This is a genomic window from Idiomarina sp. 017G, from assembly GCF_004362265.1.
GTDB classification, from domain to species: domain Bacteria; phylum Pseudomonadota; class Gammaproteobacteria; order Enterobacterales; family Alteromonadaceae; genus Idiomarina; species Idiomarina loihiensis.
The window spans coordinates 17,500-38,137 of sequence record NZ_SNWT01000014.1 but is presented as its reverse complement, the minus strand read 5'-3'; the positions used below and the strand labels follow the sequence as shown (position 1 = coordinate 38,137).

At 42.2% G+C, this 20,638-nt stretch carries 17 protein-coding genes and 1 pseudogene; 8 read left to right on the top strand and 10 right to left on the bottom strand.

What is annotated here, in order from left to right; genetic code table 11:
• Nucleotides 1–62 precede the first annotated feature (62 nt).
• The 4 genes from DEU30_RS13295 to DEU30_RS13280 all read right to left on the bottom strand — a co-directional run bounded on the left by DEU30_RS13295 (nucleotide 63) and on the right by DEU30_RS13280 (nucleotide 3,067).
• Complete coding sequence (locus tag DEU30_RS13295; RefSeq protein ID WP_114982435.1) at nucleotides 63–533, bottom strand: hypothetical protein; 471 nt, start codon at nucleotides 531–533, stop codon at nucleotides 63–65.
• A gap of 482 nt (nucleotides 534–1,015) precedes the next feature.
• Nucleotides 1,016–1,558 carry a recombinase family protein gene (locus DEU30_RS13290; protein ID WP_114982436.1) on the bottom strand — a complete coding sequence of 181 codons (543 nt, stop codon included), beginning with the start codon at nucleotides 1,556–1,558 and terminating at the stop codon, nucleotides 1,016–1,018.
• 194 nt (nucleotides 1,559–1,752) lie between these two features.
• Nucleotides 1,753–2,547: a hypothetical protein gene (locus DEU30_RS13285; protein ID WP_133493660.1), complete on the bottom strand. Its 795-nt coding sequence runs from the start codon at nucleotides 2,545–2,547 to the stop codon at nucleotides 1,753–1,755.
• A 22-nt stretch (nucleotides 2,548–2,569) separates the two neighbouring features.
• Nucleotides 2,570–3,067, bottom strand: coding sequence for a hypothetical protein (locus DEU30_RS13280; RefSeq protein WP_114982438.1), 498 nt, complete (start codon nucleotides 3,065–3,067; stop codon nucleotides 2,570–2,572).
• Between the two features lie 859 nt (nucleotides 3,068–3,926).
• Here DEU30_RS13280 and DEU30_RS13700 point away from each other — a divergent pair.
• Together DEU30_RS13700 and DEU30_RS13275 are read left to right on the top strand one after the other, a co-directional pair.
• Nucleotides 3,927–4,070: pseudogene (locus tag DEU30_RS13700) on the top strand (IS3 family transposase); the annotation flags it as partial.
• Nucleotides 4,071–4,267: 197 nt separating this feature from the next.
• The gene (locus DEU30_RS13275) at nucleotides 4,268–4,726 is read left to right on the top strand and encodes a hypothetical protein (RefSeq protein WP_114982439.1); all 459 of its coding nucleotides are present in this window, start codon (nucleotides 4,268–4,270) and stop codon (nucleotides 4,724–4,726) included.
• Nucleotides 4,727–4,795: 69 nt separating this feature from the next.
• Here DEU30_RS13275 and DEU30_RS13270 read toward each other — a convergent pair whose 3' ends face one another.
• Together DEU30_RS13270 and DEU30_RS13265 are read right to left on the bottom strand one after the other, a co-directional pair.
• Nucleotides 4,796–5,383, bottom strand: a complete 588-nt coding sequence (locus tag DEU30_RS13270; protein WP_208107278.1) for a hypothetical protein — start codon at nucleotides 5,381–5,383, stop codon at nucleotides 4,796–4,798.
• Between the two features lie 104 nt (nucleotides 5,384–5,487).
• Nucleotides 5,488–9,030, bottom strand: a complete 3,543-nt coding sequence (locus DEU30_RS13265) for an SIR2 family protein (protein ID WP_114982441.1) — start codon at nucleotides 9,028–9,030, stop codon at nucleotides 5,488–5,490.
• A gap of 466 nt (nucleotides 9,031–9,496) precedes the next feature.
• Between DEU30_RS13265 and DEU30_RS13260 the strand changes: the two genes are divergently transcribed.
• Nucleotides 9,497–9,727 (top strand): DUF2188 domain-containing protein, encoded by a 231-nt coding sequence (locus DEU30_RS13260; RefSeq protein WP_114982442.1) that lies wholly within the window; start codon nucleotides 9,497–9,499, stop codon nucleotides 9,725–9,727.
• Nucleotides 9,728–10,053: 326 nt separating this feature from the next.
• On the opposite strand, the gene DEU30_RS13250 is transcribed toward DEU30_RS13260, so the two are convergent.
• Nucleotides 10,054–10,296 (bottom strand): hypothetical protein, encoded by a 243-nt coding sequence (locus tag DEU30_RS13250; protein ID WP_114982444.1) that lies wholly within the window; start codon nucleotides 10,294–10,296, stop codon nucleotides 10,054–10,056.
• Between the two features lie 334 nt (nucleotides 10,297–10,630).
• Here DEU30_RS13250 and DEU30_RS13245 point away from each other — a divergent pair, with 334 nt between their 5' ends.
• Nucleotides 10,631–10,810 (top strand): DUF1778 domain-containing protein, encoded by a 180-nt coding sequence (locus DEU30_RS13245; RefSeq protein ID WP_133493659.1) that lies wholly within the window; start codon nucleotides 10,631–10,633, stop codon nucleotides 10,808–10,810.
• Between the two features lie 1,046 nt (nucleotides 10,811–11,856).
• On the opposite strand, the gene DEU30_RS13240 is transcribed toward DEU30_RS13245, so the two are convergent.
• Complete coding sequence (locus tag DEU30_RS13240; protein WP_114982446.1) at nucleotides 11,857–13,206, bottom strand: hypothetical protein; 1,350 nt, start codon at nucleotides 13,204–13,206, stop codon at nucleotides 11,857–11,859.
• Between the two features lie 164 nt (nucleotides 13,207–13,370).
• Here DEU30_RS13240 and DEU30_RS13235 point away from each other — a divergent pair, with 164 nt between their 5' ends.
• Nucleotides 13,371–14,285 carry a pirin family protein gene (locus DEU30_RS13235; protein WP_110013412.1) on the top strand — a complete coding sequence of 305 codons (915 nt, stop codon included), beginning with the start codon at nucleotides 13,371–13,373 and terminating at the stop codon, nucleotides 14,283–14,285.
• On the opposite strand, the gene DEU30_RS13230 is transcribed toward DEU30_RS13235, so the two are convergent.
• Complete coding sequence (locus tag DEU30_RS13230; RefSeq protein ID WP_011235558.1) at nucleotides 14,282–14,620, bottom strand: YnfA family protein; 339 nt, start codon at nucleotides 14,618–14,620, stop codon at nucleotides 14,282–14,284. The two genes, DEU30_RS13235 and DEU30_RS13230, sit on opposite strands and share 4 nt — an antisense overlap.
• 33 nt (nucleotides 14,621–14,653) lie before the next feature.
• Between DEU30_RS13230 and DEU30_RS13225 the strand changes: the two genes are divergently transcribed.
• Complete coding sequence (locus tag DEU30_RS13225) at nucleotides 14,654–15,283, top strand: hypothetical protein (RefSeq protein WP_051018793.1); 630 nt, start codon at nucleotides 14,654–14,656, stop codon at nucleotides 15,281–15,283.
• Nucleotides 15,284–15,302: 19 nt separating this feature from the next.
• Here DEU30_RS13225 and DEU30_RS13220 read toward each other — a convergent pair whose 3' ends face one another.
• Nucleotides 15,303–15,977: a hypothetical protein gene (locus DEU30_RS13220; RefSeq protein ID WP_110013413.1), complete on the bottom strand. Its 675-nt coding sequence runs from the start codon at nucleotides 15,975–15,977 to the stop codon at nucleotides 15,303–15,305.
• Nucleotides 15,978–16,116: 139 nt separating this feature from the next.
• Between DEU30_RS13220 and DEU30_RS13215 the strand changes: the two genes are divergently transcribed.
• Nucleotides 16,117–18,990 carry an insulinase family protein gene (locus tag DEU30_RS13215; RefSeq protein ID WP_114982447.1) on the top strand — a complete coding sequence of 958 codons (2,874 nt, stop codon included), beginning with the start codon at nucleotides 16,117–16,119 and terminating at the stop codon, nucleotides 18,988–18,990.
• Between the two features lie 20 nt (nucleotides 18,991–19,010).
• Nucleotides 19,011–20,630, top strand: coding sequence for a serine hydrolase domain-containing protein (locus DEU30_RS13210; protein WP_114982448.1), 1,620 nt, complete (start codon nucleotides 19,011–19,013; stop codon nucleotides 20,628–20,630).
• Nucleotides 20,631–20,638 lie beyond the last annotated feature (8 nt).

Here is a 20,638-nt window from a genome sequence, read left to right as displayed (position 1 = left end):
CTTTAAAGCGGCATCCATGTCGAAATTGGTTTTGGTCATATGTCATCTCTTTTTTGCTTAGTTTAACGAAATGACACAGAATTCTGAACACTACCCGACTTTTCTTCATAGTGCTTTAGTATTTTATCTTGAGTGTTCGTATGTCCAATCCAGTTTTTTGCCTCTTCGAAATCTACTGAAAAACCACTAAACTTCTGCCCTTGATGCACCCTCGATGTAAAGTATGCCAGATAGTCAACTTCATAAACATACTCAAAAAATCCAATTTTTTTGTATTCTAATACTCCAGATCGAGCGCGAAGCACCCTTAAATTTTTCAATATGAATGAGTTATTAAACCCCTCGCACCATACTTCATCAATATCTGAAAAACCAAAAGAGCACGCTCTATCCCCAGTTTCCTCACCTTTTACAGTGAGAGTTACTCTATCAGGTGATAACTCCAGACGTCCTGCAAAACGTCTTTCACCGTCCTGCACTCTAACGTCAAAACCATAGTCCTTATTGAGTTCAAGAGTTTCGATTGCTTCCATGATTATCCCGAAAGTAAAATGTTAGTCCTTGTTCTGCTGGCAAATACAAAAGCCAGAGCCCTAAGTCATAATGGCAAATGACCCAATGGTAGCTAGGAATTTTCTATTTTTTATCTCCACCACTTAGACAGATAGCATATTATTAGTGAGGTGTTTTAAGTCAACATACCATGCAAAGCCGGGATAGCACAGTCCGCTCGTCGCTCATAGCTGTCTGTCAGATGAAGTCCAAACCTATTCATCGAAACTGTAAGATCAGATATGAGGTACTACACATTAACACACTGCAAGTTGTCGCTTTTTGGCAAAAAGCGACCATTTAACGACAAGCGGATGTTCTCTTTGCTTTTATAAATTAGAAAGAAATGTCGTAAATTCGTCAAAAACCGTCATTTTCAGACAGCGAACAATAAAGCACTGCTAGCCGCAAGCGTCAAAAACCCCGGATTCACGACAAGTTACGCCTCTTACACCAGTAAGTTCTACAAATATTTGTTCAGAGTTACACGACTCACCCCAAAATGCTCGGCAACTTCAGTTTTCGTCATGTGTGGGTCGATCAACATTGCGCGTGCTTTCCTAACATCAGAGTCATTAAGAGCTGGCTTTCGGCCACCTTTCCTGCCTCTCGCCCTAGCTGCCTGTAAGCCTGCCTTAGTCCTCTCACGAATTAAGCTATGTTCAAACTCAGCTAAGGCTCCAAAAACATGAAAAATCAATTTACCTGCGGCACTGGTAGTATCAATTGATTCAGTGAGAGACATGAAACCGACACCTTTGCTATCCAGAATAGTAATAATTGAAACTAGATCTTTTAAAGAGCGAGCTAAGCGGTCCAACTTCCAAACAACAAAAATATCCCCCTGCCTTAAACTTCTGATACAAACTTCTAATTCAGGCCGGTCTGATTTCGTTCCACTGATTTTCTCCTGGTAGACTTCCTCACACCCAGCCTCTTGGAGTGCATCAATCTGAAGTTCAATATTCTGATCTTGTGTACTTACTCGCGCATAACCAACGTACATAAAAGGCACCTTTGCTTAACGTAGATTTATTTACGTAATTTATTAACACGGCTTGTTGGCTTGGCAAGCATTTTGGCAGGAACATATAGGACGGAAAGAAAACGGTCGTTTTATTTACAAAACCAAATAGAGGCTACCGATGATTTTTAGCGCTCACGCAAATTAATTACCTGCATTTAATTATTAAGTCTTATTTACGGCCAATCACTTCTTCCTTTTATAAATGCTTCTTTAATTCCTTGCAAATTATCTAATGTTGCTTCATAACAGTTAGGCAGTGATTCAAGGGCTGGATAACAATGTGTGATCCCACCTGATAGAGTAGTGTCATAGATCAACCACCGGGCCTCTTTTCCAGAGTAATAGCCAATAGTCGTCATCGTATCAACACAAATTCTGAATTGCTCTCTAGTCATCAGAACGTTCCATGCATTCTCAAATACCTGACGGTCTGAGTACTCACCTATATTTTCTTGCTCAAAAATCAACCTTACAAAGATGTCACTGATAGCAGCCCAATAAAAACGAAGTTGAGCTTCTGGGGAGAGGTTAGGTAAAAGTAGGCCAACATTATTTTTTTCAGTAGATTTCCTAACTATATCTTCAATAGTTTTGGCGGACAGAACATAGTGTTTATTTCTTTCGCTAGGTTTTTGAGCTTCCAATCTATGGTGTTTTTGACACTCAGCTTTATATTGATTTCGACAATCGCATCTATGAAGTTTGCTATTAACTGAGAGGGCGTGAAGTTCTTGTTTGTCGTAAAATTCACTTGAGAGAATATCTTCATCGGGCTCCGGCAGATAACTATCGGCAAAGACACCTTTTAATGAAAATGCATCTTGTTCTCTATTTGGCAGGCAATCCGATACTGTATAATACCACTTCTGGAGGAATATGCCCTTCTCAACTCTCCCCTCCCAATCTAACGGGCAACGTAAATTCTCTTGGATAGACTTTATTAGCTTAGCTCTAGATGTTGAAGCCATGATTTTCCTTAAGCCTAACTTCTTATTTTTCGACTTCACCCTTGCTTAATTCCTGCTGATTCCAATTGATTGCAGGCTTTTCTAATACTGTTGCCGGTTTGCTATTGTCATTTGGGATTTCTGCATTAACTAGCGAAAAGCATGAATACCCCGCAAAGGCTATAGGAATTAAAAGCTCTACACCTAAGCGAATATAAAATGTTGGTTTCGAGCGAGAGTAGATTTCTCGTAAGTGCTGCCGAAACTTCTCATCTTCGTCAACCCCAAATATTTGGTAAGATTCATTTTTACTTTGTTCTTTTATCTCTTCGATTTCTTTCGAAGCAATAACAATTTTCCAGGCCGTTAGCTCAGAATAGACATAGACCATGAAGCTTACAGCGAAATAGGCAATTGCTGCGGCCAGTACTATCATCAAAGCTCGCTGATTAGAGGAGGTAAACTCAACTCCAAAAGCTGAAATTTTTGATGGCACTAAGCCTACTTTTGTTAATACAACACCGATAACAGAAGCTGTCATAAGGTTACGACGAACTTTACGAGTTGTCTCGACTAAAGGCTCTCTTAGCCTGCTGGAAAAGTGACTTGATTCGCTCATGCTGTTTTGTCTTCTGAAATTTAAATACTGACCTAACGGATAGTTGTGCTATTGAATAGAGACTGTTTTTAATTTTTCTTTAGTTTTTAGCATATCAGCTCAGCCACTACTAGAAAATGGAGTATTTAATAGCTCACTCATGGGTTCATTCTGACTCTCTCGGCTAAAATATCGCGTTACCTTCAACAGCAGCCAATGCGGCCTCTCTTCGACCCGTTAGTTTTTTCGCTTTCCTGCCGCTAGGGACGGCCGTGTGTTTGATAGTCTAAGGTATCAAGAAACCAGTCCATCGATAGTCAACTCAGAATGCTATCTTGGCCTGCTATATGAAACAGTAGTGGTTCAGCTTGCGTTGCGGAACACAGCTGCTTAGAGTTTCCATGAACCAGCGTACCCGTTGACAAGTTACTTAAGGCTGCCTATGATCTGCGAGGTGAGCTTCGGGTATCACTACTTTTGGTAGCCCTCCGAAGACGAATGATTAAACCCGTCGAATTTGGCGGGTTTTGTTTTATAGAAGTAAACCAAATAGAACGCCCCCGCTTTGTTTACTCTCTTGCTATTGTCCTAACTATAAGAAGAATTGCATACGCAGTCCTTTCTGCTATCTGCATTCTCAGCGGGACTCCTCCCCCTGATAAAAGTCCCCTGCAACGGTCGGATTTAGTGGCTTGGCTGCCTAAAGAAACCTTTAAATGGTTGTATTACAAACTCTAAAACACTTAAAGCTGTGCTACTTATGTTTGTCTTTTACTTCAGTCCCAAACTCTAAGGGAACTTTGGATGGTCTATGGAATCTAGCCTCGCCCAAGAAATTATTCTAAACGCTCTGCTGATGCCTATGTGGCGTCCAAAACCGACCACCCGAATCTTAGTGGATTCTGATCAGGAATCACAATACGGCAGCGATGATTGGCTGCGTTTTTCTTTTACTTCAACCTCAAAATTTGAGGGGATTTAGATAAGGTGCAAAATTAGCCACCTTATCTAAAACCGGTTGCATTTTTTTATCATAAAATCAGTGTCTGCGAGGCTAAAGCATCTTATGCCTCATGCCTCGCACCGTGCTGAGTGCGGTAAACCACTCCTAAACAGAAATAATATATAAAAAGGACGGATAATATGTATCTAGAAGCACAAAAAAGTTGGGAAATTGACAACCAACTACTAGCAGCCTTAGGTGACACTGAAACAAGACAATTTCCATTGATAGAAATCTCTGTTAACACTGAAGTTTTTCATGTTGAACTCGATATTGAATACAACGATGAAGAAGAAACTTACCCACTCATGCACCGGTTTTTTTGTCTCACGCATGATCAAGCGCTGACGCTTATAAAGTCGGAGCGTGTCGTAAGTCACAAAATTTCTCTTATGACACCTCGCTTCATGAGTCAAAACAAAAAATACGCGATTCAAGATGTTGAAGAGATTTTACTCGTTGAGAGCGCTGATAAACGTCGCGCGATCTTGTATCGATTCTGCGATGGAACGGAGAGTACAAGTTGCATGTCTGATGAAATCAGTGAGTATGAAGTCAAAAAGTGCTTTTACAGCCGAAACATGCACAAAGTAAAATAGACTAACAGTATTCGCTCAAACCTAATCTGAATCGCTACTCGTTTCTAGTGAACTATTGGCGATTCAGTCTTATATCGGTTTACCCTGGAGTCTAAGCGCCCGATTAATATCTCCCAAGAATAGATTCACTCCCCACAGGATAAGCAAGAAGTATATAAACCATGCAGCTAGTCCAAGATAGAATAGGTGAGCAGTATTTACGTTATAAATTATTAGTCCCCACATACCCGAAAAAACAGCCAGTAGCCCCACCCCGACTCCAATAATTTTGAACCGTTCAATCGCACGCTTCTTAAGTGTAGATACGCGTTCAGTCAAAGAAAACTCACTTTCCTTGATGTTTATCTCGCAGTATCTGCCACCGGCTTTTTCATATTGCTCGAGTTTCGAGAATGCGCCTGGCTCATTAATAAACCACTGAATTTCACTCTTAGTTAAAACTTTTGTAGTCAGCCCACTCAAAATAAGCAATATTTCTGAGTAATTGTGATCCATATCATTTGCGAGACGTTTAATGGCAGAGTATTTACTGTGCAGCTCTTTTACTTTTTCCTCTTTGAATCTCTTCAACTTCTGAAAAGTGACAAGGCATACAACAGTACTAGACATAGCACCAATAAGTCCCCAAATAGCATTTATGTAACTATTAAAATCCATGTAAAAGCTCCTTTTTAAATAGTCATATTCGATACACTTGAATCTCTCTATGAACATGTTCGGATCACAGCGAAATGATGAACTCACTCCGTTACACCGCTCTGCTAGCACTTATGGTTAGCAAACCGAACTTCAGGAAGAGGATCTTCTTTTGCCTCCTCCAATACTCTATATAAATCATCGGCTTCAAAGCCTTTATCTATTATCTCTTGCGCTAAATTTACGCAAGTAGCCCTTACGAGCGAGTTGCTGATCGAGTCTCTGCTGCTAGGTAAAATGTTTTGGTATCCACAGCTGTCAAATATAATCGGCACCGAGTCGGTGACCGACCTAATATTATCTTTACTTAAATAGCCTTGCTTCAACAGTTGAAGAATAGTCCATAGCGGGGCACCGATTCTTGTCGGAAGATTGTAATTAATCAAATGCACTAACCGTAAAATGAGTTCGTCGGTTGCTTGACATTTTTCAAGCTCCCGCCATCTTAAAAGGGCGAATGTTGAAAAAGCGAGGGTCTCGCTTTCACCCAATTGAAAGCCTCGCCTGATAATCTCTTTAACTGAATTAGCTTCATTTATGTCAGCCGCTGCAAAATAGGAAAACGCTATTAAAATTTCGGGACTCTTAACGTCGTTGTAAAAATCTTTTAACTTCTTGAAGTTCTTTTTAGTTAACTCTATATCCGACAAAGCTGGAACTATAGAACGAGAGAGCGTTTCGCTTACTAACTTAGCCAACTCCTTTTTATACTGGTTTTTCTGGCCTGTTACATCGTCATCACTGTAACTGGGACGCCAAGCCACCAATTCTTTGAAGTAGCGTTTCGCCTGACTCTCAGAGGGAAATAACTTGACAGTACTATTCAAAGAAGCACTTATCAGATCGTTTAACAGACTATCAGATGGGTCGGCTATACTTCTGTTCTCAAATAGATAGTTTTTAACCAATTTGGTAACAGCAGCCTTATCGCGAGCCGGTAACTTTAGGAGAACATAGTTTAATAAACCCGTCGTTGGTAACTCTTCATAACATGAATGCTCGGGCCATAACTGAACAGCTAACTTATCTTTTTCGTTATCAGTTAAAAAGTCGCTTTCGACTAATGGTATTAGTCTCTCCAAAGCTACAACGCTTTGCTCAGAGAGTGGTGATATTTTTTCAATTATCTCATCGATTCGACGATCTAAATTACTGCTTGAACCCCTAACTCCCGGATGATTAACAACTGGGTTTGGCCATCGAAAATGAGGTTCAGCGTTCACTTCTGATTCAAGAGGGAATAACAAACTACCCTCTAGTATTTTGTGCTGCTGAGCTTCAGGAATACTTTTTTGCGAAAAGTCGATTAAATCCCCAAGCGCTTTAAATAGCCACCAATGCCTAAAGTGTGGATTTTTACCAAGAGAAATGGCCATCTGATAAAGTTTAATAGCCTTTTCCGGATTAGCGCGAGTAGATAATCTGGCTAGAGCTTCAATGAAAACCCTTAGCTTTTCAATTGCATAGGCTCTTTTATCATTGTCAGCTGATAATAGTACTAGCCAATAATCGATCGCCCCTTCACATTGCCTTAACGCAGAACTAACTTCAGATTCTGATAGTCGAGCCACCTGAACTCTCGAGAGAACACGGTTCAAAGAATCAGAAGTTTCGCTATTTGCTGTTCGAATAGCTAAAGAAAGTCGGTGTATGTTACCTAAGTCATCCAACTCGCAAAGCCTTTTAGCGTGATTTCCTAAAAGGTTCACATTTGACCAACGTAAGGGAATACCCACCTCATTTGTAATGCCCTCATAAATTAATAATGAATGTGAGTCGTTATTAAAAGTTACTGTATTAGATTTATCTTTATACCGGCCTGGATGGAACGATGGTTCAACGCCCTTTTTACTCTCTTGTCTCTCAAGATCATCAACCACTTTTGTTCTAACTTGCTCCAAGTAATCCCAAGGATCACATTTTAACTCCCGATAATTTACGGGGAGCTCCTCTGTTTTTTCTTCTTTCGATAGGAAATAAACGCTACGCATTAACCAACTTGCCCATGCCAGGCGCGACAGTATATGTATCGAACTCTGATCATTCCGATATTGGCTTAGTAACTTGCGGTAAGCCTCTGAAATTAATACTTTCCCTTCCTCAAATCGCCCTAATTCTGCTAACAGTGATGCTTTTCTTAACTTCCAAATAGGGTTTGCTTCTTTAAGATTTTTAACGCACAGCTCTAAGTTTCGGTAGTCAAGGTTATCCCTAGCAAGCAATGCTTGGTGATAAGCCAACTCATTTGACGCTTCCGTCCAATACTTTCCGTGTTTCTCTAAAATCGAGCTTGTTAATTCGACGATCTCCTCTTTTTCTGAGTAATCTATCCACCGAGAACTTTTTAGAAGCAGTAGAGCAATCTCAAGCTGCTGTTTTTTAGACAGCGTACATGGCTCGCTTGGATCACATAACTTTATAAACTCGCTTACTAACCAAGGTTCGACCACGTCATAAGTTACCATTCGCCTCCACGCTACTTCGTAAAGTAATTTAGCACGTTGGTCTTTGCCTAAAGCCTGTAAGATTCTCGATGATAAAATCAAGCTAGATATTTGGGATTTTAGCTCAAACCTCTTGATCGATGGACACACCAACCAACCCGGATAAGATGACCTATCTTTTTTTAGTGTTTTTGTTATTTCATTTATAGATTGCTTAATTTGCGCATCGCTAATGTTTTCTTTTAAGCCCGTTAAAAGAGAGTGTGTCTGATTTAACTGCGTTGGGCTCCATTCCCAAGCGAGCATTGGCTTTAGTTCATATAAAGCCTTAAGAAAACACCTTGTTGCCTCAAAGTGTTGAGCATTAGGATCATCGTACTCAGAAACAAGATCATATAGGTCAATAGGGGCAACGTTGATCGACTCTAAATACTTTCGCCGTGACGGAGGCAGATTCAGGGCTCCGACAAGATAGATTCTTCGCGAGTGATGAGATAAATGATCTCTCACCCAGCCTGCCCACTGTAAGAAGTTTGGATCATCACCAGAGAAGCCCAGTAAGCAGAGTTCATTCTCTATAAAAACTTGTCGCGAAAAATTCACAAAAGCAGCGTAATTACTTGGGTACTTTCTATAGTCCTCTTGGGTGAAAACCAGGTCTTTAGTCACATCAATAGTGCCATGCAACTTAACTAGTCTCGGAGCCCGTGCACTAGATAAATCTTCTTGTTTTGAAACAACACTATAAACAGGGTTATTTATATTGAGAGAGGCGCGCTCAAGTAATGTATCCCAGTTCGTCGTTAGTACCTCTGACCACGGAAGTTTCAAAACCTGCTCATGCAGCTCCCCTGGCGTGAAGGAACGATCGTTTACTGTTGCTTTTATTAGGTCATATAACGCTTGCTTGCCAAAGTAGGCCCTGTATTCCTCGGCTACTCGCAAAGGGTCGGGGTTACTTGTACCCATTTCGCCATTAATAGCTGCAGAGAAATCACTCCACAACGGTAAGTGCTTATTATCCCCTCCTGTTACTGCACCCGCTCGACTAAAGCCCGCGCCTATCATTATAGCGGCTCCGTGGTAAGCACTATCCTGTTGCCAAAGCGCTTTCGCAAGCTTTTTTAAAGCGTTGTAATCAGAAATTTGGGAAATAGCGTCCATTACTTAAATTGCTCCTGACAAACATATAAAGATACAAACTACATTCGAGCGCTTAATGAGTCAAAAAACTGATTATTCAGAGATTAAGTGTTTTTTTAGTCGGGTTATTTACCTTATTAGATAAGCAGCTATACAATCTTTTGAGAGTAAGGTTTTATGTAAAAAACGAAGTAATTCCCACCTGCTCGACTGAAAATCGCTTAGTAGCTCTACAGCCCTTTAAAAGCGAGGGTTTATGCGAAAATTGAACCAGTTCCGCTCCTTATCAACTGAAAATTGCTTAACGTCTCTGCAGGCCTTTAAAAATAAGGAGTTACACAAAAATGGAACCAGTTCCACTCCCACTCCAAATAATAGTCAGGAACTGTCGGTTATTCTCGGTCCGCTTCATAGAACCTGTTGATTTTTTAAACAACACCCCAATATAAGTATTGCCTTAATTGAAGGCGATATTTGGAGAAATAAGATGTCTGACGATGATTTTAATGTGTATCAAGGTGAAGATGGTAAGTGGCGTGGAAAAAGGCAGAGTGCATCACGAGCTAGTGTTGTAGCAGATACACAAGCAGATGCCTTTAAGCAAACCAAAGAGCTCGCAATGCGATCCGGCTCGGAGATATCGATACATAGAGGTGATAACGGGAAAATCCGGGACAAACACTCCTATGGCAACGATCCCGAATCGACAGAAGGATAATGACATGAGCTGGAAAGTTTATATTTTAAATACCAATACGGAAAATGACGACCAAGAAGTTCACGTAGTAAATGAATGTAACCATTTACCTTCACTAGAAAACCAGGAAGACTTGGGCATACACGATTCATGTCATTCTGCCGTAAAAGAGGCCAAACGAAGGCACCCTGAGTGGTCTATAAATGGATGCTACTATTGCAGCAATGCATGCCATACTGGGTAGTTTTTGTTTATTGGTGGTGAGTTTATAGCTCAAGCTGTACCACCTAATTCGGTTTACTAACATTTCAGTCCACTCCAAGAGCTACTGCTAAGTTTCTAATGAACTAACTGCGATTCATAACCTTATTAACCAGCTCCATAAAACATATTTCGCACAGGTCAAAATGAAAGCTCTCGCCGTCCCGACCTGAACCGTAGCCAAACGATGCTTTGAGTACACCAAAGTCAGCAAAATCATTCAGATTCTCTTGATAGTCTTTTTGTATTTCGGGAACTAGCGATTCTCCACATTTGTCGCAGACGATATCAGTGACGACTTCCACTGACATTTTAGCCGTTTTCTTCATTGGAGCTTCTCCTTATAAATTTCCTATAGCATACTGATTTTGCAACCTAAATAGACTTTGGGCGGCGGCGCTAGTTCAAGGGAAAGGTCAGTTCAGTTAGCGCACTACAACTCAGCATTAAATCATAGCTAAGGTATGTTTTGCGAGAGTGTCTACACTACTTGAGGTGAGGCAAGGGTAAGTGGCATAGTTAATTAATGCCGATTTATACATAAAGAGGGATAAATGGATAACATGCTTGAGCAGCTTTTCTCAGGACTAATACCAGTTGCGATTCTTAGCGTTTTTGTTATATACGCTATTTATGTGTTTAAGACAAAAGTGCAACCAGACAATGAAAGAAATCAGAATAAAACCGGGTCAGAAAATGAACAAAAAAACTAAAAGTGTAAAGGTCAAAACAGCAATCCAAAGCACAAAACTAAATCAAAAGGCGTGGGAGAAGTTAAACAAAGTAATCAATGAGCCAGCCGAGCCTACAGCAGCACTGAAAACCTTGATGAAAAACAGCTAGCTTGTTGCTTCTGAGCAGTAGAACCGGTCCCACAAGCAGTGCTTGTTCATTCACACAGCGACGGTCAAAAACTAAAAAGCCTCCGAGAGGAGGCTAAATCATTGCATCTTGGTCACCGCCGCATTGACTTGACTCGAAGTGAATAGCAACAGATCTAAATCCCAAGTGCTTACTGGATTAATTTTATTGAAGCTAATTAAAATTAGCAGCCATAAAGATCGGGAAAACCTGACTGATCGGCGGGGCTTCTAAAATTAAACTAGCAAGCAATCGCTGCCATAGCTGACTCATAAATGACACCCGAGAACACTCAAACTCAACATTATCAGGCAATCTTTTAGACACCAGTTGCAGAACTTGCCATAAAAGTTTATGGCGCTCCCTGCATAGACAACTCAAAAAAAGCACAGCCTTGATACTTTCTTAGAAAATGAAAAAGGCACTATTTGGCGCAAATACAGTACTTGCCATAAATATTTATAGCGAGTACTGCAGCTCAACCTAAACGCAAATATTCCATACAGCTGTGCCGCAGGTACTGTACATGCCATACAGATAAATATTATAGAAAAAGCCTGCATCACGTAATCTTCTCATAACGCAAAACTAACTGACTATAAGCTTAGAACTTTAAGCCAGGTGCAGCACCTGCGACACAGATCTGTATCACAAGACATGTAACGGCGACTGCTATATTTAGTGTGTAAATACCGAAATAGCCAAGTTATTAAGTCAGTTTCTCAAGCAAGATGCAGCACTTGCGACACAGATCTGTGTCGCAACACATGTAATTGAGTTAAGAAGTTGGTTGATTGAAGCACGTGTCGCAGATGCTGCGCCTGCGACACAGATAAATATTATATAAACTGCATGCATCAGCTAACTTTGTTGTAAAATCGAATTATTGAAAAATACATGGCTCAAAACCAAGTTTTGAAATTAGTTTGATACTAGAAGTCAAACTTCGTTCGTTACTCTGAAATAAGAAGGGTACAGGAAGCCCCGCAAATTCTCTCGCGGGGCTTATTGTCAACAGTATAAACATGTCAAGCTTTAGCGCCAGAGGCATATTCCCAAGGATCCCGAACGTTTTCGTCAGACTCCGCCGGCGGAATATAAGATGACACCACTTTTTCCAAGTCTTCCAGGTATTCCCATTTGGTCTTCGGCACGTAGGAACGCCCGCTTCTCCGGTCCTCACCCTCGCGGGCTTCATAAACAGCCTGCAAAGCATCTTTACTACTTAAAACGGACTGCAGTTTATTCATAGCCTGGGGCTCTGCTTTCATGTCTACAAGTTCATTGGTGCTGCTCGTTTGTATACCTAATAGATTATCGAGGCCGATGACCGCAGCTTCCAGGTAGCCGATTTGTTCCTTTCTATTTAGGTCGTTAAGTTGGTCACCCATTTCTACGAGCTGTTCGTCACTGAAATTATAGGTTGTCAGCAACTCCCCCATATTCTCAAGCATTTTTTTCGTTGTCTCGAATAGGTTATCGCCAAACCCTTTGCTGATACTCACCACATGTTCCGAATCACCAAAAGCGCTCATTTCAAAGAAAGGGTTTGTTTTAAGTGCTACTTTACCAATAAAAGACAATATGCTCGTTCTGGCCTCATCACTTTTATCCAGAAGACCGTCAAGCAGTTGCTCACCTTCAATCCGGCTCATTCCAAGCACATTTAACAAGCTACTTTGCTGTTCCCGGCTGTATTGATCGAGCTTGTTAACAAAATCAGCGGGCGATTTGGTATCTATTACGGTCGAAACAAAGTTCTGCAGGTCGTTCGCGCTCGATTTAACGTCGAAATATCCTCCTAGAGATTCATAGGTATCATTGTTCTCACGCTCAGCTTTGTGAATACTGATTTTTTCATCATATTCAGCCGCCTTTTCAATCAGTTGATCCCGGGCAATTCGCTGAGTGTCTGATAGCACTTCAATAAATTGTTCTACTTTTTCTTCGTATGTTCTGGAGGGATTAAATTCATTAACATGGGTAAAAAGCATGTTTGCAGAAGCCGACAACCCATAAAATGTATCGGTTAACTGCGAAAGTTGTTCTTTGTCCAGGGTTTCAACCATAGACAAGAAATCATCGTTCGATGTAATGCCTAACCTACCCAGCCGGATAAAATCTTCCTCAGACATTTTTGAGTACAAATCTTTTAGTTTTTCTATTTTCTCCGCCGAGAATTCTGATTGTATTGGCTCTTCCAACCATTTATTAAAATTAAAATAGAGTTTATCTAGCTCACTAAGGAAGACCCCCTGGGTATTTTCAGGCTGGGTATCCAGAGGCTCCGACACATGGCTCTGTAGCACCGTTATCGGCTGCTTAGCGGGTACCGGCTTGGTTAAGGATGAATAGTGATTTGTTATTGATATTTTCACCTTTAGTCTCTTATTAGTATGAGATACCTACTATAATCATCGGCAGTAACGAATAAATATTGAGCAAAATTTGAGGATTTCTTCCTTGCGCCCCGGCACTTTGCGGTAATCTTTAAAAAAGATAACAAACGAACTTAGATAACTTTGAAGGCAGCCAGTATTCCATGAGCAATATTCTTAACAATGCTGAACAAGGTTGTGACTCGCACGAACAACCGTCATCTGCAATAGAAGTTATTATTGAACCTCGCGACAGCGACTTAGGCGGCTTTTATGTCCGCCGCGCATTACCCACTCGCCAAAAGCGTATGGTCGGACCGTGGATTTTCTTTGATGAAATGGGCCCAGCCGACTTCCCACAGGGAGAAGGTGTCAATGTCGCACCACACCCGCATATTGGGTTATCCACTGTCACTTACTTATTCGATGGCGAAATGCTGCACCGGGACTCCATTGGCAGTTATCAGATAATTACGCCCGGCGATATCAACCTGATGGTCGCAGGCAAAGGCGTTACGCACTCAGAAAGAGAGCGCCCGGAAATTACGGCCCGCGCTCACAGGCTACATGGCTTGCAACTCTGGTTAGCTATACCCGAACAGTACGAGCAGACAGAGCCTGCCTTTTATCATATTCCGTCAACCGATATTCCGTCGGCTAATGTGAATGGGGTTTCGGTTCGCGTCATGATAGGTGAAGCTTATGGCGTAAAGTCACCTGTTCCTACCTTGTCTGAAACTTTGTACCTAGAAGCCAAGTTGGACTCTGGCCAAGAACTGACGTTACCGACAACAGAAGAGTTGGCTGTTTATATCGTTTCTGGTCGCTTAAATTCAGAAGGTAAAGAACTAGCGGCAAGAACATTGGTTGTATTAAAAACTGAAGAGCAACCCGTTATTACAGCTCAGGAACCATCACATATTGTCATTATTGGCGGTAATGCATTGGGCAACCGGTTTATTAACTGGAATTTTGTGTCCTCTAATAAAGAACTAATAGAGCAGGCAAGAAAAGATTGGCAGAATCAACGCTTTGATAAAGTTGTTGGCGATGAAGATGAGTTTATTCCTTTGCCTTAGTGGTTCCAGCCAACCGCTATAATAGCCATTCCGGTTAAAGTGAAAGCAGCGCCTACGGCATCGTAAGTCGACAATGAAGCTCCTTCAACAGCCTTTAACCACAGCAGTGCAGTTACCACGTAAACGCCCCCATAAGCCGCATAGACCCTGCCACTTTCAGCCGGATGCAATGTAAGCAGCCAGGCAAATACTGCCAAACTGATAGCTGCAGGAATCAATAACCAGGCACTTCCATCTTTTTTCAACCACAGGTAAGGTAAATAGCATCCGATAATTTCGGCAATTGCAGTAATAAAGAAAAGCCCTAGCGTTTTGGCTATCAACAAAACAGACATGTTCAGCACCTTTATTTAGCAGGAGAAGACATTATGCAGTCTACTACAAGCAGTTTCACTATGCGGGCATTACTCGTTACCGGCTTTCTTTCAATAACCATTGCCTCTCCGTTTTCCGTAGCCAAAGATACAAATACAGAGAGTGAAACTTGCTCTTATAACGAAGTTGAAATGTTAAAGCTATCTCCCAGGGAGTTTGACCAAAACCTGGAAAAAGGCTGGCGAGAAGTAGCTAAAGCGGAAGCCTGTCGTGAAGCGGCAGCCGACCTTATCCATACCTATTACACAAAGAACGAGATTTCCAAAGGGGCTATGAGAACCTTTGTCTGGCATGAGGGTCAGCTTAGAGCCGAAGTCGGTCAGTATCAACGCGCTATTAGCTTAATGAAGCAAGCGCGCAAGTCGCCCGAAAAAGACATGTCTGGCTGGAACTATTACGTTGACGCCACTATCGCCTTTTTACAGTCAGATAGAGAAAAGCTAAAAAATCAAAGGGAAAAACTGGCTGCAGTTCCTAAGCCCGAAGGTTTTAATCCGACAGATGCAGACGGAAACCCTATTGAAATACAATGGCCGCCAAACTTGAATATTGTTGATAAGTTCATTCGTTGTTTCGACCAGCCTTATTCTGAAGTCTACACTGAATGTACTGCAGAAAAATAACCTCTGCTCGTTATCGGATCTAATAGTGAATGATCATGAACTCGCAATTTTCTGGTAATACTTTATTGTCGCTGTTCGTAACGACTATTTTGTCTGCGGTTTTCATTCCCGCATAGGTTTCTACAGACACTTTAGAAAGCCTCAGTGTTACGGGGCCTTCCAGACTCTCGAAGTTAGCATGAATAGTGTCAGGTAATATGGACTGATAGCTTCCTTTGTACGAGGTTATTTCTTCTTTTTCTACGTCAATATGTACCCGTTTATTATTCTTAAATTCAAGAATCATACGCTGGTTATTACAGGTTTGGTGGTTACCGCGAAGAACCGGTGGAAGCCTTAATTCAGGAGCATTACCTCGCACGTATAACCCAACATTACGCCCTTTATAATAATGTTTCTGCTGATAAAACTTTTGATAAGCTACAGGCTCAAGGTTTTGTTGCCTAATAACCTGTTCAAGTTTAGCGAAAAACTCAGGGTTTTCATTGGCGGGGTTTGTTGCTACAACCACATCTGGGAATTCTTCCGGAACCATCACGCCCGAAGTTGCTTTAACTTTGAACCCATTTTCAGACAATGCAGAAATTAATTCCTGACGCTCTTTCTGTGGCAGCCGTTCTGTTGTGAGAAATACGGTGGGTGAACTGCAGCCAACTAATAAAAAAAGCATCGCTATTATAATAATTGCTTTCATTTTGACATCCCTGTACCAAAAGTATGTTTTAACTCTCACAATCTGTTACAAATTAGTCAACAAATAATTAAAAACCACCCTCAACAAGCAGGGTAGTCCTCGTTATTATATTGAGGTCATTTTTTTAAGGGATATTTTTATGAAGAAGTTATTACTCGCAAGCTCTATTAGCTTCGCTCTTTTAGCCGCAGGCTGCAGTCAGCCCGTTACCGAAACCGGCACCACTCAAAATGCCGTGGCGGGCGAAGTCATTAAAAGCCCGAACGACCAGCGCGAATATCGCGTAGTGACTTTGGATAATAATATTGAAATTATGTTGGTTTCTGATCCGAATACAGATAAGTCGGCTGCCGCTTTAAGTGTTGGCGTTGGTTTATTGCAGGATCCCGAAGCTCAGCAAGGACTGGCGCATTATCTTGAGCACATGTTGTTTCTGGGAACCGAAAAGTATCCCGATACCAACGAATACAGCGAATTTATGAGTAATAACGGTGGTAGTCAAAATGCCTCTACCTGGCTGGATGTCACCAACTACATGTTTAAAATTAATAACAACGCCTATGATGAGGCTTTAGATCGCTTCTCTGATTTTTTCAAAGCACCAAAACTGTACCCTGGGTACGCAGACAAAGAGCGCAACGCAGTGAACGCCGAATGGTCAATGCGCCGTGAAATGGACTTTTTCGGCCAGTTTAAATTAGGCCGCTTATTATTGGGGGAGCACCCTTCCAACCGTTTCCTTATTGGCAACCTCGACAGCCTGAGTAACAAAGAGAACAGCGAGCTGCATAAAGAAACCGTCGATTTCTACAACCGTTTCTATTCTGCCAACATTATGAAAGTTGCCATGATAAGCAACCGTTCGTTAGAAGAGATGGAAACCTTAGCTCGTAAACACTTTGCCAGCATTGAAGACGACGGTATTGAAGAACCCGAAGTCACGGCTCAAATTAATTTCGATGACGTTGGCAAGAAGCGCATCCACTATGTACCGAATGAAGACGTTAAGCAGCTAAAGCTGGAATTCATTATCAATGACAACCAGGAACAGTTTGCCGTTAAGCCCAACCGCTATGTCAGTTACTTGCTCGGCTCAGAAATGCCTGGAACGCCAGCACAACAACTCAAAGATGCAGGCCTTATTGCTAGCTTAAATGCATCGGCACAACCCACTTTTTACGGGAACTACGGTGTTCTGGCCATTGATGTTGAGCTCACTAATGCCGGCATGCAACAGCGTGAAGAGATTGTCGCGCTTATTATGCAGTACATCGATAAAGTACGCACTGAGGGCGTTGATGAAAGTTACTTTAAAGAAATAAAAACTAGCCTGAGCAATCGTTTTCGCTTCTTAGAAAAAAGTGATGAGTTCAGCTACGTTTCTTCTCTGGCTGAAACAATGCAGAACTTCCCTGCCGAGTATGCTATCAGCGCCCCCTATGAATACCGTGAATTTGATCCTGAAGCCATCCGCTCGGTACTGTCACAACTAACACCCGAAAGACTGCGCGTTTGGTATATTAGTCAGGACGAACCGCACGACAGCGAGCTCGATTTCTATGAAGGCAAATACAAGGTTGTTGACATACCGCAAGAAGAAATCGCGAGCTGGGATAACGAACCGAAAATGTCCATTAACCTGCCAAAAGTGAATACCTTGTTGCCAGAGAGTTTTGCCATTAAGCAGAACGACGCTTTTGATAAACCCAAAGTGGTTATCGAAGAGGAAGGCATTCAGGTCTGGCAATATCCAAGTCAGTTATACAGCGACCAACCGCGCGGTGTGTTTTATATTCAAATAAACAACGACGCACCTATTAAAAGTATAAAAGCGGACGTTTTAACTGCTTTATGGCGCGATTTATACAATATGAATGTTAGCGCTCTGGACACCGAGGCGAATATTGCGGGTATGAACCTGAACCTTAATGATGGCACCGGCCTGTCACTAACGGTGTCCGGCTTTACCGATAAGCAGCCTCAGTTGCTTGAACGAGCTATCGATAATTTGAGCTTCAACGTAGAAGAGCAGGCCTTTAAACAGGCCGTTGATCGCTATATCAGAGAACTGCAGAACAAAGGTCAGCAATTTCCTATTTATCAAAGTTTTGACGCCTACGGACAGTTGATTCGTGAAGGTGGTTTTAATCAAACGGACTTAATTGAAACAGCAAAAGGATTAACTTCGGCAGATTTGTCTGACTTTATGAATACCTTACTGGGCAATAATGCGATACGCGTATTTGCCTTTGGTAATTATGACCGAGGTGACCTGGAGGAGTCTGTTAAAAACATTCAGGCCAGCTTACCCGAAGACCGTAAGGTTACTGACTTTAAAATGGCTCAATTCTGGAAGCCTGAAACAGGAAAATCCATTGTACTACGTCGTGACCTGGACGTTGCTGACGTAGCGGTGGTCGATGCGCACATTCACCCTCAACCGGGTTTTGCCGCGTTAGCGGCAGGAACGGTTCTGCAAAGTCACTTCCGTACCGTAGCCTTTGATACCCTGCGTACAGAAGAGCAACTGGCCTATGCTGTGGGCTCTTTCGCACCGAGCCTGGATAAGTACGCAGGTTTTGGGCTGTATATTCAGACGCCGGTTAAAAGCGTTGCCGATATGCAGGAACGCTTTGATAGCTTCAAGGAAGAATACTGGGAAGACTTACAGGAAATGACGCCAGAAGAGTTCAATCAAATCAAACAAAGCACCTTGATTACATTGAACGAACAGCCGAAGAACTTGATGGAGGAAGTTTCTCCATTTCTGGCTGATTTGAGCTTGCAGCGCTTCGAATTCGACAGCAAAGAGCAATTAATTGATGCCGTTGAAAACGTAAACCTTGCGGACGCCAAAACGTTTTACCAGCAAACCATGTTAAACCCCGATGCGGCGCGTATTTCGGTGCAACTGCGTGGTACTAAGTTTGCTGAACAACCCTACGCGGAATTGCCAAACCAGAAAGTTATTTCCGATTTGGCAGAGTTTCACCAGGAGATGGAAAAGCAGTAATTAACCAATGAGGCAACAAAATGAAGACCTTTATTAAGTGGTTTATTTACTCAACTATTATGGTGGCAGCCTTCTGCCACCATTCTTTACAAGCTAAAGAGTACCAAAAGGAACTGGAAGGAAAATGGCGTGGAGAGCTTGTGCTTCAAGAGGGAGTCAGTATTACTCTTGGCATCAATATCAATAATGGCCAGCTAACTCTAGACAGCCCAAATCAGGGCATGTTTGATCACCAACCCACGAAGTTTTCAGTTAAGGATAATAAGGTAGAATTCACTGATACAAGCTTAAGCGCCAGTTATCAGGGTCAACTGAATAATGGCCAATTAGAGGGGTTATTCGTACAAGGTAAAAAGCGCAGTATTACCCTACATAAGCTGACCCAGGATGACAAAGCCCGCCTTACCTACGAAGCAACCTATAAAGGCGACTTGCCCGTCAGCGAAAACTCGAATTTACCATTACAAGTGAATATTGCCGTTGTACACGAAGGGTATATTGCGACCTTAGACAGCCCGGCACAGCAGAGCTTTGGAATACCTCTAACAGACGTTCATATCGATGACAAAAAACTCAGCTTTAAGTCACCTATGATTCAGGCGAGCTTTAACGGCAAAAAGACAACTGAAGGCTACGAAGGTACTTTCAAACAGGGGCAGGAATTTCCTCTCACCTTCAAAAAAGCCGGTTCGGATGATAAGCAGGCCAGCGCACCGACACCCGAGTTGGGCGAGCACGGTGCAGCGGTTGCCATCATTGACCAAGATGAAATCAAAACCCAGTTTTATGGCAGGCATGATCATAATACACAATACGAAATTGGCTCAGTCACAAAAACCATGGTGGCTTATTTACTGGCCCATGCAGTAGTTAATGAGTCTACAACCCTTGATACCCCAGTCAACGAGTTTTGGCCGCAAGCACCTGATGCAGTGACACTGGGGCAACTTGCCACACACCACAGTGGGCTGCCCCGCCTCCCTGAAAATTTATTAAGCAAAGCCGACCAGACAGACCCGTACGTTCATTATGGTCAGTCAGAATTGGAAAGTGCCTTGGCTGAGGTAGAGCCCGGCGTCAACAGTTACGAGTATTCCAACTTCGGGTATGGCTTACTTGCGGAGTCGCTCGCTAGAAATGCGGAAAAGCCTTTCCCAGAGCTGTTAAATGACGTTGTATTTGAAACTTTCAGTATGCCGGATACTTATGTGGCAACCAGCAAAGAACACACCCCAGGCTCCTTAGCAACAGGACATAATGTCTTAGGTGACGTAGTACCTCACTGGCATTTTCAGTCTCTGGCCGGCGCAGGAGCTATTGTTTCCACACTGAGTGATATGACCAACTACACTAAAACGCTCATGCGAAAAAGTGCAGAAGGCGATACCACTGTCGAGCAATTACTTGCCCCGCAAAAAGCCATTGAGGGCTGCTGCCAACAAGCTTTAGCCTGGCTTATCAGCGAAGACGAAGATGGTAAAGCCTACGCCTGGCACAACGGACAGACGGCCGGCTTCAGTAGTTTTGTTGGCTTTTATCTTGATGGCTCAAGGGCTGCCGTTATGCTAAACGCACAATCAATACCAGTAAATGATGAAGCCATAAAACTGCTAACGCAAAATACAGGCAACAACAAATAGTCCGGCTT

What these genes read in the sequence shown, in the direction of transcription:
- DEU30_RS13280 (WP_114982438.1), bottom strand. Translation starts at nt 3,067, where the DNA reads ATGACAGCTTCTGTTATCGGTGTTGTATTAACAAAAGTAGGCTTAGTG.
- DEU30_RS13285 (WP_133493660.1), bottom strand. Translation starts at nt 2,547, where the DNA reads ATGGCTTCAACATCTAGAGCTAAGCTAATAAAGTCTATCCAAGAGAAT.
- DEU30_RS13215 (WP_114982447.1), top strand. Translation starts at nt 16,117, where the DNA reads ATGAAGAAGTTATTACTCGCAAGCTCTATTAGCTTCGCTCTTTTAGCC.
- DEU30_RS13260 (WP_114982442.1), top strand. Translation starts at nt 9,497, where the DNA reads ATGTCTGACGATGATTTTAATGTGTATCAAGGTGAAGATGGTAAGTGG.
- DEU30_RS13290 (WP_114982436.1), bottom strand. Translation starts at nt 1,558, where the DNA reads ATGTACGTTGGTTATGCGCGAGTAAGTACACAAGATCAGAATATTGAA.
- DEU30_RS13265 (WP_114982441.1), bottom strand. Translation starts at nt 9,030, where the DNA reads ATGGACGCTATTTCCCAAATTTCTGATTACAACGCTTTAAAAAAGCTT.
- DEU30_RS13275 (WP_114982439.1), top strand. Translation starts at nt 4,268, where the DNA reads ATGTATCTAGAAGCACAAAAAAGTTGGGAAATTGACAACCAACTACTA.
- DEU30_RS13220 (WP_110013413.1), bottom strand. Translation starts at nt 15,977, where the DNA reads ATGAAAGCAATTATTATAATAGCGATGCTTTTTTTATTAGTTGGCTGC.
- DEU30_RS13230 (WP_011235558.1), bottom strand. Translation starts at nt 14,620, where the DNA reads ATGTCTGTTTTGTTGATAGCCAAAACGCTAGGGCTTTTCTTTATTACT.
- DEU30_RS13295 (WP_114982435.1), bottom strand. Translation starts at nt 533, where the DNA reads ATGGAAGCAATCGAAACTCTTGAACTCAATAAGGACTATGGTTTTGAC.
- DEU30_RS13245 (WP_133493659.1), top strand. Translation starts at nt 10,631, where the DNA reads ATGAAAGAAATCAGAATAAAACCGGGTCAGAAAATGAACAAAAAAACT.
- DEU30_RS13270 (WP_208107278.1), bottom strand. Translation starts at nt 5,383, where the DNA reads ATGGATTTTAATAGTTACATAAATGCTATTTGGGGACTTATTGGTGCT.
- DEU30_RS13210 (WP_114982448.1), top strand. Translation starts at nt 19,011, where the DNA reads ATGAAGACCTTTATTAAGTGGTTTATTTACTCAACTATTATGGTGGCA.
- DEU30_RS13235 (WP_110013412.1), top strand. Translation starts at nt 13,371, where the DNA reads ATGAGCAATATTCTTAACAATGCTGAACAAGGTTGTGACTCGCACGAA.
- DEU30_RS13225 (WP_051018793.1), top strand. Translation starts at nt 14,654, where the DNA reads ATGCAGTCTACTACAAGCAGTTTCACTATGCGGGCATTACTCGTTACC.
- DEU30_RS13250 (WP_114982444.1), bottom strand. Translation starts at nt 10,296, where the DNA reads ATGAAGAAAACGGCTAAAATGTCAGTGGAAGTCGTCACTGATATCGTC.